Origin of the sequence: Mycobacterium sp. E1715, from assembly GCF_001667625.1 — a bacterium.
Classification (GTDB): Bacteria; Actinomycetota; Actinomycetes; order Mycobacteriales; family Mycobacteriaceae; genus Mycobacterium.
Map to the genome: position 1 here is coordinate 15,370 of NZ_LZJJ01000231.1, position 12,573 is coordinate 27,942.

12 protein-coding genes, 2 pseudogenes and 1 riboswitch are annotated in these 12,573 nt (G+C 68.3%); of the genes and pseudogenes, 13 read left to right on the plus strand and 1 reads right to left on the minus strand.

Annotated elements, in window-relative coordinates:
* The first annotated feature begins 7 nt into the window (after positions 1 to 7).
* From secA2 to A9X03_RS12500, 13 genes and pseudogenes are all read left to right on the plus strand, one after another.
* On the plus strand, positions 8 to 2,332 hold the full coding sequence (secA2, locus tag A9X03_RS12440; RefSeq protein WP_068261283.1) for an accessory Sec system translocase SecA2: 2,325 nt from the start codon (positions 8 to 10) through the stop codon (positions 2,330 to 2,332).
* 44 nt (positions 2,333 to 2,376) lie between these two features.
* Positions 2,377 to 2,997: a CDP-alcohol phosphatidyltransferase family protein gene (locus A9X03_RS12445; protein WP_067757130.1), complete on the plus strand. Its 621-nt coding sequence runs from the start codon at positions 2,377 to 2,379 to the stop codon at positions 2,995 to 2,997.
* Positions 2,990 to 3,916 carry a DUF881 domain-containing protein gene (locus A9X03_RS12450; RefSeq protein ID WP_068261287.1) on the plus strand — a complete coding sequence of 309 codons (927 nt, stop codon included), beginning with the start codon at positions 2,990 to 2,992 and terminating at the stop codon, positions 3,914 to 3,916. The genes A9X03_RS12445 and A9X03_RS12450 overlap by 8 nt, the downstream gene beginning before the upstream one ends.
* A 55-nt stretch (positions 3,917 to 3,971) precedes the next feature.
* Complete coding sequence (locus A9X03_RS12455; RefSeq protein ID WP_064950365.1) at positions 3,972 to 4,304, plus strand: small basic family protein; 333 nt, start codon at positions 3,972 to 3,974, stop codon at positions 4,302 to 4,304.
* Positions 4,305 to 4,370: 66 nt separating this feature from the next.
* Positions 4,371 to 5,210: a DUF881 domain-containing protein gene (locus tag A9X03_RS12460; RefSeq protein WP_067757121.1), complete on the plus strand. Its 840-nt coding sequence runs from the start codon at positions 4,371 to 4,373 to the stop codon at positions 5,208 to 5,210.
* A 27-nt stretch (positions 5,211 to 5,237) separates the two neighbouring features.
* Positions 5,238 to 5,636: a glycine cleavage system protein GcvH gene (gcvH, locus tag A9X03_RS12465; protein ID WP_067757118.1), complete on the plus strand. Its 399-nt coding sequence runs from the start codon at positions 5,238 to 5,240 to the stop codon at positions 5,634 to 5,636.
* A gap of 261 nt (positions 5,637 to 5,897) precedes the next feature.
* Positions 5,898 to 6,359 (plus strand): glycogen accumulation regulator GarA, encoded by a 462-nt coding sequence (garA, locus tag A9X03_RS12470; RefSeq protein WP_276038948.1) that lies wholly within the window; start codon positions 5,898 to 5,900, stop codon positions 6,357 to 6,359.
* The gene (locus A9X03_RS12475) at positions 6,359 to 7,120 is read left to right on the plus strand and encodes a MerR family transcriptional regulator (protein ID WP_067757115.1); all 762 of its coding nucleotides are present in this window, start codon (positions 6,359 to 6,361) and stop codon (positions 7,118 to 7,120) included. Before garA ends, A9X03_RS12475 begins: the two co-directional genes overlap by 1 nt.
* A 105-nt stretch (positions 7,121 to 7,225) precedes the next feature.
* Positions 7,226 to 7,720 (plus strand): bifunctional nuclease family protein, encoded by a 495-nt coding sequence (locus A9X03_RS12480; RefSeq protein ID WP_046184273.1) that lies wholly within the window; start codon positions 7,226 to 7,228, stop codon positions 7,718 to 7,720.
* A gap of 280 nt (positions 7,721 to 8,000) precedes the next feature.
* Complete coding sequence (locus tag A9X03_RS12485) at positions 8,001 to 8,606, plus strand: MerR family transcriptional regulator (RefSeq protein ID WP_067757112.1); 606 nt, start codon at positions 8,001 to 8,003, stop codon at positions 8,604 to 8,606.
* Between the two features lie 121 nt (positions 8,607 to 8,727).
* Positions 8,728 to 8,825: riboswitch (glycine riboswitch) on the plus strand.
* A gap of 171 nt (positions 8,826 to 8,996) precedes the next feature.
* Positions 8,997 to 11,108: pseudogene (gcvP, locus tag A9X03_RS12490) on the plus strand (aminomethyl-transferring glycine dehydrogenase); the annotation flags it as partial.
* Positions 11,087 to 11,554, plus strand: a pseudogene (gene kasB / locus A9X03_RS12495) (3-oxoacyl-ACP synthase KasB); the annotation flags it as partial. The pseudogenes gcvP and kasB, both read left to right, overlap by 22 nt.
* Before the next feature lie 67 nt (positions 11,555 to 11,621).
* Positions 11,622 to 12,482 (plus strand): haloalkane dehalogenase, encoded by an 861-nt coding sequence (locus A9X03_RS12500; protein WP_068261291.1) that lies wholly within the window; start codon positions 11,622 to 11,624, stop codon positions 12,480 to 12,482.
* Between the two features lie 10 nt (positions 12,483 to 12,492).
* Here the strand turns inward: A9X03_RS12500 and A9X03_RS30835 are convergent.
* A partial coding sequence (locus A9X03_RS30835; protein WP_369827052.1) for a hypothetical protein occupies positions 12,493 to 12,573 on the minus strand: 81 nt, incomplete at its 5' end.

The following is a 12,573-nucleotide window of genomic DNA, read 5'->3' on the forward strand; positions in this document are numbered from 1 at the left end:
TTGACCTGTGCCAAAGACCACCCGCGCGCAACCCGGCCGCCTGAGCAGCCGATTTTGGCGACTGCTCGGCGCCAGCACCGAGAAGAACCGCAACCGCTCCCTTTCCCAGGTCACCGACTCGTCCGAATACGACGAGGAGGCCGCCGGGCTCACCGACGAGCAGCTGCGGAAGGCCGCCAAGCTGCTCAAGCTAGACGACCTCGCCGAGTCTGAGGACATCCCGCAATTCCTGGCGATCGCCAGGGAGGCGGCCGAACGGGCGACCACGCTGCGCCCGTTCGACGTGCAGCTGCTCGGTGCGCTGCGAATGCTCGCCGGCGACGTCATCGAAATGGCCACCGGTGAGGGCAAGACGCTCTCCGGGGCGATCGCGGCGGCCGGCTACGCCCTCGCCGGGCGGCACGTGCACGTGGTGACGATCAACGACTACCTCGCCCGCCGCGACGCGGAGTGGATGGGCCCCCTGCTCGAGGCGATGGGGCTGACGGTCGGCTGGATCACCGCCGAGTCGACCAGCGAGGAGCGTCGCGCCGCCTATGGCTGCGAAGTCACCTACGCCTCGGTCAACGAGATCGGTTTCGACGTGCTGCGCGACCAGCTCGTGGTCGACGTCGACGACCTGGTGTCGCCGAACCCCGACGTGGCCCTGATCGACGAGGCCGACTCGGTGCTCGTCGACGAGGCCCTGGTGCCGCTGGTGCTGGCGGGCACCACACACCGGGAGACCCCGCGGCTGGAGATCATCAAGCTGGTCGGCGAACTGTCCCCGGAAACGGATTACGACACCGACTCCGACAGCCGCAACGTCCATCTGACCGACGTCGGGGCGCGCAAGGTGGAGAAGGCGCTCGGCGGCATCGACCTCTACTCCGAGGAGCACGTCGGCACGACCCTGACCGAGGTCAACGTCGCGCTGCACGCGCACGTGCTGCTGCAGCGCGACGTGCACTACATCGTCCGGGACGACGCGGTGCACCTGATCAACGCCGCGCGCGGCCGCATCGCGCAACTGCAGCGCTGGCCCGACGGCCTGCAGGCGGCCGTCGAGGCGAAGGAGGGGATCGAGACCACCGAAACCGGGGAAGTGCTCGACACGATCACGGTCCAGGCATTGATCAACCGCTACGAGACGGTGTGCGGAATGACGGGCACCGCGCTGGCCGCCGGGGAGCAGCTGCGCCAGTTCTACAAGCTCGGCGTGTCACCGATTCCGCCGAATGAGCCCAACATTCGCGAGGACGAGTCCGACCGCGTCTACATCACCGCCGCCGCCAAGAACGACGGGATCGTCGAGCACATCGTCGAGGTGCACGAGACCGGGCAGCCGGTGCTGGTCGGGACCCGCGACGTGGCCGAGTCGGAGGAACTGCACGAGCGGCTGTTGCGCCGCGGTGTGCCCGCGGTGGTGCTCAACGCGAAGAACGACGCCGAGGAGGCGGAGGTCATCGCCGAGGCCGGCAAGTTCGGGGTGGTCACCGTCTCGACGCAGATGGCCGGGCGCGGCACCGACATTCGGCTCGGTGGGTCCGACGAGGCCGACCACGACCGGGTAGCCGAGCTCGGCGGCCTGCACGTGGTGGGCACCGGACGGCATCACACCGAGCGGCTGGACAACCAGCTGCGCGGGCGCGCCGGCCGCCAGGGCGACCCCGGCTCGTCGGTGTTCTTCTCGAGCTGGGAAGACGATGTGGTCGCGGCCAACCTCGACCACAACAAGCTGCCGATGGAAACCGACGACGACGGCCGGATCGTCAGCCCCAAAGCGGCCGGGCTGCTCGACCACGCCCAGCGCGTCGCCGAGGGCCGGATGCTGGACGTGCACGCCAATACCTGGCGCTACAACCAGCTGATCGCCCAGCAGCGCGCCATCATCGTCGATCGCCGGAACACGTTGCTGCGCACCGCAACCGCGCGTGAGGAGCTCGCCGAACTGGCGCCCAAGCGGTACAAGGCGCTGTCCAAGGACATCGCCGAAGACCGTCTGGAGAAGATCTGCCGGCAGATCATGCTCTACCACCTCGACCGCGGGTGGGCCGATCACCTGGCGTACCTGGCGGACATCCGCGAAAGCATCCACCTGCGCGCGCTGGGCCGGCAGAACCCGTTGGACGAGTTCCACCGGCTTGCGGTCGATGCGTTCGCGTCGCTGGCCGCCGACGCCATCGAGGCCGCGCAGCAGACGTTCGAGACGGCCAACGTCCTCGAAGAGGAGCAGGGCCTGGATCTGTCCAAGCTGGCCCGGCCAACCTCGACGTGGACTTACATGGTCAACGACAATCCGCTGTCGGACGACACGCTCTCGACGCTCAGCCTGCCCGGGGTCTTCCGCTAAGCCGTTTAACGGACCGCAATATGGCCGCGTTAAGGTCACGGCTTATGGAGCCGGCGCTTCCATCCGACCGGGTGCTGACGGTGCCCAACGCGTTGAGCGCGATCCGCCTGGTGCTCATCGGGGTGTTCGTCTACGCCCTGCTGTTCGCCCACGCCAACGGTTGGGCGGTCGGGATCCTGATGTTCAGCGGCGCGTCGGACTGGGCCGACGGCAAGATCGCCCGACTGCTCAACCAGTCCTCGCGGCTCGGCGTCCTGCTGGATCCGGCGGTCGACCGCCTCTACATGATCTGCGTGCCCGTCGTGATGGCGCTGAGCGGGATCGTGCCGTGGTGGTTCGTCGGCATCCTGCTGGCGCGCGACGGGCTGCTGGCTGCGACGCTGCCGCTGCTGTGGAGCCGCGGCTTGTCCGCGCTGCCGGTGACCTACATCGGCAAGGCCGCCACGTTCGCGTTGATGTCAGGCTTTCCGCTGGTCCTGCTCGGCACGTGGGATGCCCTGTGGAGCCGGGTGGTCGGGGCCTGCGGCTGGGCCTTCCTGATCTGGGGCATGTATGGCTATCTGTGGGCGTTCGCGCTGTATGTGGTGCAGATGACGCTGGTCATCCGCCGAATGCCCCGGCTCAAACACGGCGCGCACCTGCCCGAGGCGGTCGATCGTGGCTGACCCTGACCGCCTGCTGGGCGGCTACGACCCCAACGCCGGCCGCAGCGCACACGTGGCGTCGCGGCCGAAGCTGATCCCGGTGCCTTCGCTCCTGCGCGCCCTGCTTTCCGAGCACCTCGATCCCGGCTACGCCGCGGCCGCGCAGAAGCGGCGCGGCGCTTCGACCCGCGAGGGCGGGCGTGAACGCGCCTGCGGCTGGCTCTGGCAGGCGTTAGCGGCGCTGCTGATCGCCACCGTCTTCGCCGCCGCCGTCGCGCAGGCGCGCTCGGTCGCCCCCGGTGTGCGCTCCGCGCAGCAGCTCTTGCTGGGCAACGTGCGTTCGACGGAGAGCACCGCGGCAAAACTCGCCCAACGGCGCAGCGAGCTGTCCGCTCGAGTCGACGACGTGCAGCGGCGCGCGCTGGCCGACGACGCCGAAGGACAGCGGCTATTGGCCCGTCTCGATGCGCTCGGCCTGGCGGCGGCGAGCCGGCCCGTCATCGGGCCCGGCTTGAAGGTGACCGTGACCGATCCCGGTGCCGGCCCCAACCTTTCCGACGTCTCCAAGCAGCGGGTCAGCGGCAGCAGGCAGATCATCCTGGACCGGGACCTGCAGCTGGTCGTCAACTCGTTGTGGGCGAGCGGGGCCGAGGCGATCTCGGTCGGCGGCGTCCGCATCGGGCCGAATGTGACCATCCGGCAAGCCGGTGGGGCGATCCTGGTCGACAACAACCCCACCAGCAGCCCGTACACGATTCTCGCGGTGGGCCCGCCCCGCGCGATGCGGGACGTCTTCGACCAGAGCTCGGGCCGGCAGCGCCTCAAGCTCCTCGAGGTCTCCTACGGTGTCGTCGTCACCGTGGACGCCGCCGACGGGCTGACACTTCCCGCCGGATCGATCCGGGATACCAAGTTCGCCAAACAGATTGGGCCACAGTGAGAAAAGTCCTCGGCAGACATCTTCGCCTGTGCGAGTCACGGAACGGCAAGCGCGCATGATCGGCATCGCGGCGCTGGCGATCGGCATCGTGCTGGGCCTGGTGTTCCACCCCGCGGTGCCCGAGGTGGTCCAGCCGTACCTGCCGATCGCGGTGGTGGCGGCGCTCGACGCCGTGTTCGGCGGCCTGCGCGCCTACCTGGAACGGATCTTCGACCCGAAGGTCTTCGTGGTCTCGTTCGTGTTCAACGTTTTCGTGGCCGCGCTGATCGTCTATGTCGGAGACCAATTGGGCGTGGGCACGCAGTTGTCCACGGCGATCATCGTGGTGTTGGGCATCCGCATCTTCGGCAATGCCGCCGCGCTGCGCCGCCGGCTGTTCGGGGCGTGACGGGCGGCCGGTGACGATGCGGAGCGAAGCGAAGGGAAGCGGCGCCATGGCCAAGGTGGGGCCGGCGTGAGCGAGGAACCGCCCGGCGGCGCCGCGGAAACGGGTGAAGCGGAAGGCCGCGCGCCGCACGGCCGGCACGAATTGCCGTCCAAGCGCCCGCGCCCGGAGATCGGCCCGGTGCGCCGCACCGGACTGTCGGGGCTGGTCCGCGGCGGCCGTTCCCGGCTGGCTTTCGGGACGTTGGCGGTGCTGTTGTGTCTGCTGCTGGGCATCGCCATCGTCACGCAGGTCCGCCAGAACGAGTCGGGTGATTCGCTGGAAACGGCGCGTCCCGCAGACTTGTTGGTGCTCTTGGATTCCTTGCGGCAGCGCGAGGCCACCCTCAACGCCGAAGTGAATGAATTGCAGAACACGCTGAATTCGCTGCAGGCGTCGGGCAACAACGACCAGGCCGCGATACAGGCCGCGCAGGCCAAGCTGGCCGCCCTGTCCATCTTGGTCGGTGCGGTGGGCGCCACCGGGCCAGGCGTCACGGTCACCATCGACGACCCCGGGCCCGGCGTGTCGCCGGAGGTGATGCTCGACGTGATCAACGAACTGCGCGCCGCCGGCGCCGAGGCGATCGAGATCAACGATGGACACCAGTCCGTGCGCGTGGGTGTCGATACCTGGGTGGTGGGCATGCCCGGGTCGCTGACCGTCGACACCAAGACGCTGTCGCCCCCGTATTCGATTCTGGCCATTGGCGATCCGCCCACCCTGGCCGCGGCGATGAACATTCCGGGCGGCGCCGAGGACAGCATCAAGCGCGTGGGCGCGCGGATGTCCGTGCGGCAGGCCGACCGAGTGGACGTGACCACCTTGCGACAACCAAAACCGCACCAATACGCTCAGCCCGTCAAGTGAGCGCATCCGCACAGAACAGGATTACTCGTGAGCGATATCCCGCCCGATCTGCACTACACCGCCGAACACGAATGGGTTCGCCGAAGCGGTGACGACGTCGTGCGGGTCGGGATCACCGACTTCGCGCAGTCGGCGCTGGGCGATGTCGTCTTCGTTCAGCTGCCCGACGTCGGCACCGAGGTGACCGCGGGTGAATCCTTCGGCGAGGTCGAGTCGACCAAATCGGTGTCGGATCTGTACGCGCCGGTGTCGGGCACGGTCTCCGCGGTCAACGCCGATCTGGAAGGCAGTCCGCAGCTGGTCAACTCCGACCCCTACGGGGCCGGGTGGCTCGTGGATGTCCAGGTGTCCGACGTAGCCGCCCTGGAGTCGTCCATCTCGTCGCTGCTTGACGCCGAGGCCTACCGCGGAACACTGACCGAATGACGATTGCTAATCTGCCTGCCAGCCCCGCGCGGCGCCGAGAGCGGCGTGCAAGGGCGGCGGGGAAAGGCGGACAAACGGTCTGCCGATCGTCGGGTGGGGGGCACATTGCGGACCTATGCGCGGTACCGTCGACAGATCGACACTTGAAGGCAGCAGTCTTAGCAATCGGCAGTGCCGGGCCAGTAAACCCAGTGAGCAGCCGGCCGAGCGGCCCGGTCAGACAACGCCACAGCGGCCAGTGAGGAGCAGCGCGTGACGGACATGGACAACGACCAGACCTCTGACGAAGTCACGGTGGAGACGACTTCGGTCTTCCGCGCCGACTTCCTCAACGAACTCGATGCGCCCGCGCAGGCGGGCACCGAGAGCGCGGTTTCCGGGGTGGAGGGCCTGCCGGCCGGTTCGGCGCTGCTGGTCGTCAAACGGGGACCGAACGCCGGGTCACGCTTCCTGCTCGATCAGCCCATCACGTCCGCCGGTCGGCATCCCGACAGCGACATCTTCCTCGACGATGTCACCGTCAGCCGCCGACACGCCGAATTCAGGTTGGAAAACAACGAATTCAACGTGGTGGATGTCGGTAGCCTGAATGGCACCTACGTCAACCGGGAGCCCGTCGACTCGGCGGTGCTCGCCAACGGCGACGAGGTGCAGATCGGCAAGTTCCGCTTGGTGTTTTTGACCGGGCCCAAGCAGGGTGAGGACGGAGGATCCGGAGGCTAGTGAGCGCACCCGATAGCCCGGCACTGGCCGGGATGTCGATTGGGGCGGTCCTGGAACTGTTGAGGCCGGACTTTCCCGATGTCACGATCTCCAAGATTCGCTTCTTGGAGGCCGAAGGACTGGTGACGCCACAGCGCGCCGCGTCGGGCTATCGGAGATTCACCGCTTACGACTGCGCCCGGCTGCGGTTCATCCTCACCGCGCAGCGCGATCATTACCTGCCGCTCAAGGTCATCCGGGCGCAATTGGACGCGCAGCCCGATGGCGAGCTGCCGCCCTTCGGCTCGCCCTACGCCGCCCCACGTCTGGTGTCCGTGGCGGGCGTCGGGGAGACCGCCGCCGAGCCGGACACCGGGGCCGGATCGGACACCGCCGCGGTCGCGCCATCGAGCATCCGGTTGAGCCGGGAAGACCTGCTGGAGCGTTCGGGGGTGGGTGAGGACCTGTTGACGGCGCTGCTCAAGGCGGGGGTTATCACCACCGGCCCGGGCGGCTTCTTCGACGAACACGCCGTCGTGATCCTGCAATGCGCGCGGGCGCTGTCGGAATACGGTGTCGAGCCGCGACACCTGCGGGCGTTTCGCTCGGCGGCGGACCGGCAGTCGGACCTGATCGCCCAAATCGCCGGGCCGATAGTCAAAGCCGGCAAGACCGGAGCGCGGGACCGCGCCGACGACCTGGCGCGAGAGGTGGCGGCCCTCGCCATCACGTTGCACACGTCGCTGATCAAATCCGCCGTTCGCGACGTTCTGCATCGCTGAGGACTAGACTTCGTCGATAGCTTGGTTTTCAGCGGCTCAGCGGAAATTCGGCGTCGCCGTTGCGCCAAGAACCGACACGGCAGCATATGCGGAGGGCAGACACAAATGGGTGAAGTTCGTGTTGTCGGCATTCGCGTTGAGCAGCCGCAGAACCAGCCGGTCCTGTTACTGCGCGAAACCGACGGCGACCGATACCTGCCGATCTGGATTGGCCAATCGGAGGCTGCCGCCATCGCCCTCGAGCAGCAGGGCGTCGAGCCGCCGCGTCCGCTGACGCACGATCTGATCAGGGATGTCATTGCCGCGCTTGGCCATTCGCTGAAAGAGGTGCGGATCGTCGACCTTCAGGAGGGCACCTTCTACGCCGACCTGGTCTTCGACCGCAACATCACGGTGTCGGCGCGGCCCTCGGATTCGGTCGCGATAGCGCTGCGCGTCGGCGTCCCGATCTACGTCGAGGAGGCCGTGCTGGCCCAGGCCGGTCTGCTCATCCCCGACGAGACCGACGAAGAGGGCGGCACTGCCGTCCGCGAGGACGAGGTGGAGAAGTTCAAGGAGTTTCTCGACAGCGTCTCGCCCGACGATTTCAAGGCCACGTAACGCCTTTCCGGCCCCTTCCAGCGGCTTCGCGAACCCCGTCGGCGGGTACTACCCTGGACACCGACATCACGGATCCGTCTCACTTGCCCCCGGGATGTCGACACGCCTGGCGGATAGCGCCCTCACTTTGCCCGGCGGCAGCCATACTTTGATCACGACTTAAGGGCGCGGTAGCTATCGAACAGCGTAAGCTCTCTAGCACTCGGGCCTGAGCAAACGTGGCTGCGACGCAGCCAGTACGCAGCTGGAAACGAAAGCGCGATCGGCGAGAGGAAGCACCGTGAGCGAGCAGCCACGCCAAGAACAGCTGGACCTAGCTGACCACGCGACCGCCGCGCCGGAAGCGCCCGTGCAGCCCGGACTGTTTCCCGACGACTCCGTGCCGGACGAGCTCGTCGGCTACCGCGGCCCCAGCGCCTGCCAGATCGCCGGAATCACCTACCGGCAGTTGGACTACTGGGCGCGCACCTCGCTGGTGGTGCCGTCGATCCGCAGCGCGGCGGGCTCCGGCAGCCAGCGGCTCTACTCGTTCAAAGACATCCTGGTGCTCAAGATCGTCAAGCGGCTTCTCGACACCGGAATCTCGCTGCACAACATCAGGGTTGCCGTCGATCACCTGCGTCAGCGCGGCGTCCAGGACCTGGCCAACATCACGTTGTTCTCCGACGGCACCACGGTTTACGAGTGCACGTCGGCCGAAGAGGTCGTCGACCTCCTGCAGGGCGGGCAGGGCGTGTTCGGCATCGCCGTGTCGGGCGCCATGCGGGAGCTGACCGGTGTCATCGCCGACTTCCCCGGGGAGCGCGCCGACGGGGGCGAGTCGATCGCCGCCCCGGAAGACGAGCTGGCCTCGCGCCGCAAGCACCGCGACCGCAAGATCGGTTAACCGCGCCCGCGCCGCCCCTGTGCGCGAACGTGCGCTGCCGTACACGCTTTGCGGCGTGTCGCGGTACAGACACGCACGCTCGCGGCGAATTGACCCGGGCCGGGTAAACTGGACGACGCATCGCACTCGTGCGGGAGAGTTTCGTGACGGCCAGTCACGGACGCCGAAGGAGCAACACCTCTCCGCTAACCTCTCAGGCACCCGGACCGCGCGGGTTAACGATGCCTCTGGAAAGCGGTGCCGGCCCCGGCGGTCGGCACCCGCCGATGGGGAAAGGCGCGAGGCAGCATCTCGCGCCGAATCTCTCAGGCGCCCGGCGAACGGGTGAAGACAGAGGGAGAGGGCCGCTTGTCCTCTGCCTTTGTCGATGCCACAGCCAGGAGTTCGCCAGTGCCCGACCAATCAACCTTCGCAGCCCGGCACATCGGCCCGGATGGCAAAGCCGTCGCAACGATGCTGTCCGTCATCGGTGTCGATTCGCTGAATGAACTGGCCGCCAAGGCCGTCCCCGCGGGCATCCTCGACAAGCTCACCGGCGGCGGCGCGGCACCGGGTCTGGATGAGTTGCCCCCGGCCGTCACCGAGGCCGAGGCGCTGGCCGAGCTGCGGGCGCTCGCGGAGGCCAACACGGTGGCCGTCTCGATGATCGGGCAGGGCTATTACGACACGCTCACCCCGCCGGTGCTGCTGCGCAACGTGCTGGAAAACCCGGCCTGGTACACCGCCTACACCCCGTACCAGCCGGAGATCAGCCAGGGCCGGCTGGAGGCGCTCCTGAATTTCCAGACGATGGTGGCCGATTTGACCGGGCTGGAAGTCGCCAACGCGTCGATGCTCGACGAGGGCACCGCCGCCGCCGAGGCCATGACGCTGATGCACCGCGCGACCCGTGGTAGCTCGAACCGGCTTGCCGTCGACGCCGATCTGTTCGCCCAGACGGCGGCCGTCTTGGCCACGCGGGCTGCGCCGTTGGGCATCGAGATCGTCACCGCCGACCTGAGCGATGGCCTTCCCGACGGTGACTTCTTCGGCGTGATCACCCAGCTACCCGGGGCCAGCGGCCGGATCACCGACTGGGCGGCCGTGGTGGAGCAGGCCCACGACCGTGGCGCGCTGATCGCGATCGGCGCCGACCTGCTGGCGTGCACGCTGATCACCCCGCCGGGCGACATCGGCGCCGACGTCGCGTTCGGAACGACCCAACGGTTCGGCGTGCCAATGGGATTCGGCGGCCCCCACGCCGGATACCTGTCGGTGCACGCCAAGCACGCCCGCCAGCTGCCGGGTCGGCTGGTGGGCGTCTCGCTGGACGCCGACGGGTCACCGGCCTACCGGCTGGCGTTGCAGACCCGCGAGCAGCACATCCGCCGCGACAAGGCGACCAGCAACATCTGCACCGCACAGGTGCTGCTCGCCGTGATGGCCGCGATGTACGCCAGCTACCACGGCGCCGACGGGCTGACCGCGATCGCCCGCCGCGTGCACGGCCACGCCGGGGCCATCGCCGCGGCGCTCGGCGACGCGCTGGTGCACGACACCTTCTTCGACACCGTGCTGGCGCGGGTTCCGGGACGCTCCGACGAGGTGGTGTCCGCGGCGAAGGCGAAGGGCGTCAACCTGTGGCGCGTTGACGCCGATCACGTGTCGGTGGCCTGCGACGAAGCCACCACGGAGGCCCACGTGGCCGCGGTGCGGGAAGCCTTCGGCGTGCCGGCCGCCGAGCCACTCGGCAGTGATATCGCGACCCGCACCTCGCAGTTCCTCACCCACCCCGCGTTCACGCAGTACCGCACCGAGACGGCGATGATGCGCTATCTGCGCACGCTGGCGGATAAAGATATCGCATTGGACCGCAGCATGATTCCGCTCGGCTCGTGCACCATGAAGCTCAACGCCGCCGCCGAGATGGAGCCGATCACCTGGCCGGAATTCGCCCGCCAGCATCCGTTCGCGCCGGCCTCGGACACCCCGGGACTGCGTCGGCTGATCAGTGACCTTCAGACCTGGCTGGTGCACATCACCGGTTACGACGCGGTGTCCCTGCAGCCCAACGCCGGCTCGCAGGGCGAGTACGCCGGCCTGCTGGCCATCCACGACTATCACGCCAGCCGGGGCGAACCGCACCGCAACATCTGCCTGATCCCGTCCAGCGCGCACGGCACCAACGCGGCGTCGGCGGCGCTCGCCGGCATGCGGGTGGTCGTGGTCGCCTGCCACGACAACGGCGACGTCGACCTCGACGATTTGCGCGCCAAGGTCACCCAGCACGGCGACGAGTTGTCGACGCTGATGATCACCTATCCGTCCACCCACGGCGTCTACGAGCACGACATAGCCGAGATCTGCGCGGCCGTCCACGACGCCGGGGGCCAGGTCTACGTGGACGGGGCGAACCTCAACGCGCTGGTCGGCCTGGCCCGGCCCGGGAAGTTCGGCGGCGACGTGAGCCACCTGAACCTGCACAAGACGTTCTGCATCCCGCACGGGGGCGGGGGGCCGGGGTGACGTCCGACGGCTACCACATGGTGGCGCCCGACCCGAGCGGGAGCCGGGCCGGCCAGGCGATGACCCGCGCCATCCAGCTCGCGGGTCTCACGCCCGACGACATCGACCACGTCAACGCCCACGCCACCGGGACGCAGATCGGTGACCTGGCCGAGGCCAAGGCCATCAACAACGCGTTGGGCAACAACAGGCCCGCGGTGTACGCGCCGAAGTCCGCGCTGGGGCATTCCGTCGGCGCGGTGGGCGCGGTGGAGTCGATCCTGACCGTGCTGGCGTTGCGCGATCAGATCGTTCCGCCGACGCTGAATCTGCAAAACCTGGACCCGGAAATCGATTTGGACGTGGTGTCGGGCAATCCACGGCGCGGCAATTTCCGATACGCCATCAACAATTCGTTCGGGTTCGGCGGGCACAACGTCGCCCTCGCCTTCGGCCGGTACTGACGTCCGCTGCGGCCCGGCTGATGTCGCACTCGGGGCCTAGCATCATGGGCGCGAGCGAAGGAGCGCCATGAGCATCGATTTCACGCCCGACCCACGGCTCTACCCGTTCCAGTCGTGCTGGTTCGACAGCTCGCGGGGCCGGCTGCACTACATCGACGAGGGCTCAGGGCCCCCGCTTGTGTTGTGGCATGGCAACCCAACCTGGAGCTTCCTGTATCGCAACATCGTCATCGCGCTGCGGGACCGGTTCCGCTGCATCGCACCGGATTACCTGGGGTTCGGGCTATCGGATCGGCCCGCGGCGTTCGGATACACCATCGAGGAGCACGCCCGGGTGCTCGGCGAGTTCGTCGACCACCTGGAGTTGGAGGGCTACCTGACGATGGGCCAGGACTGGGGCGGCCCGATCAGCATGGCGGTCGCGGTGGAGCGGGCCGAGCGGGTGCGCGGCGTCATCCTGGGCAACACCTGGTTCTGGCCCACCGACGTGTTCACGACCAAGGTGTTCAGCCGGGTGATGTCCAGCCCGCCGCTGCAGTACGCGATCCTGCGCCGCAACTTCTTCGTCGAGCGACTCGTTCCCGCCGGCACCCGGCATCGCCCGAGCGAGGCGGTGATGGAGCACTACCGCGCCGTGCAGCCCAGCCCCGACGCGCGCAGGGGCGTCGCCGAGATGCCCAGGCAGATCCTGGCCGCCGAACCCCTGCTGGCGCGCCTCGCCCGCGACGTGCCCGCGACGCTCGGCGCCAAACCCGCCCTGTTCGTCTGGGGCATGAAGGACTTCGCCTTCCGGCCCGGCCCGACCCTGCCCCGGATGCGGGCGACCTTCCCCGACCACGTCCTGGTCGAACTGCCCGACGCCAAGCACTTCATCCAGGAGGACGCGCCCGATCAGATCGCCGCGGCGATCGTCGAGCGTTTCGGCTGACCGGGCGGACTTACGCGAAGGCCTCCACCGGGGGGCACGAGCAGACCAGGTTGCGGTCGCCGTAGGCGCCGTCGATGCGCCGCACCGGCGG

Coding starts and splice junctions, on each gene's coding strand:
- A9X03_RS12445 (WP_067757130.1), top strand. CDS start 2,377: ATGGAGCCGGCGCTTCCATCCGACCGGGTGCTGACGGTGCCCAACGCG.
- A9X03_RS12455 (WP_064950365.1), top strand. CDS start 3,972: ATGATCGGCATCGCGGCGCTGGCGATCGGCATCGTGCTGGGCCTGGTG.
- garA (WP_276038948.1), top strand. CDS start 5,898: ATGGACAACGACCAGACCTCTGACGAAGTCACGGTGGAGACGACTTCG.
- A9X03_RS12480 (WP_046184273.1), top strand. CDS start 7,226: ATGGGTGAAGTTCGTGTTGTCGGCATTCGCGTTGAGCAGCCGCAGAAC.
- A9X03_RS12500 (WP_068261291.1), top strand. CDS start 11,622: ATGAGCATCGATTTCACGCCCGACCCACGGCTCTACCCGTTCCAGTCG.